Here is a 542-nt window from a genome sequence, read left to right on the forward strand (position 1 = left end):
AGCGGTCAGGACCACATCAACTTTGTCGATGGTGTCGTTGATCGTGGTGGTCGCACCATTGCCTGCAACTTCCAACTTCTCGAAGTTGCCGCCCGTGGTTTCGGTGATCTGGACCGTCTGGGTACTTTTATCGATGAACACGTCATCGGTAGGCGCCGGCACAGTCACAGTGCCGACAGTGTCCCCAGCCTTGATGGTGATCGACGAACCGTTATCCAGCTTCAACGTGACGTCAGTACCGGCCTTGTTGCTCAAGGTAGCGGTGTAGGTGATCTGGCCACCTTCGTTAACGGCACTCGGCGCAGTCAATGTAACAGTCGTGGGGTTATCGGTACCTGGGGTATCGGTAACGGTGGTGTTCACCGCCGTAGTGCCCGGCACCAGGTTTTCAAAGTGCTCGCCGCCCGTAACGCCGCTGATGGCGGTGGTAACGGTCTGATCGCCTTTGTAGACATCATCCGGCGCTACGGTAGTAACAGTACCGCTGGATTGATTCACACCAATGGTGATGGTCTGACCGTTATCCAGAGTGACAGTCAACG

General features: G+C 55.9%; 1 protein-coding gene. It reads right to left on the reverse strand.

All coding sequences use genetic code 11. The annotated features are described in order from the left end of the window. On the reverse strand, positions 1–542 hold a 542-nt coding region (locus E4O98_RS18945; RefSeq protein WP_248135976.1), incomplete at both ends, for an immunoglobulin-like domain-containing protein.

This window comes from Pseudomonas sp. W2Jun17 (assembly GCF_023127795.1).
GTDB classification, from domain to species: Bacteria; Pseudomonadota; Gammaproteobacteria; order Pseudomonadales; family Pseudomonadaceae; genus Aquipseudomonas; species Aquipseudomonas synxantha_A.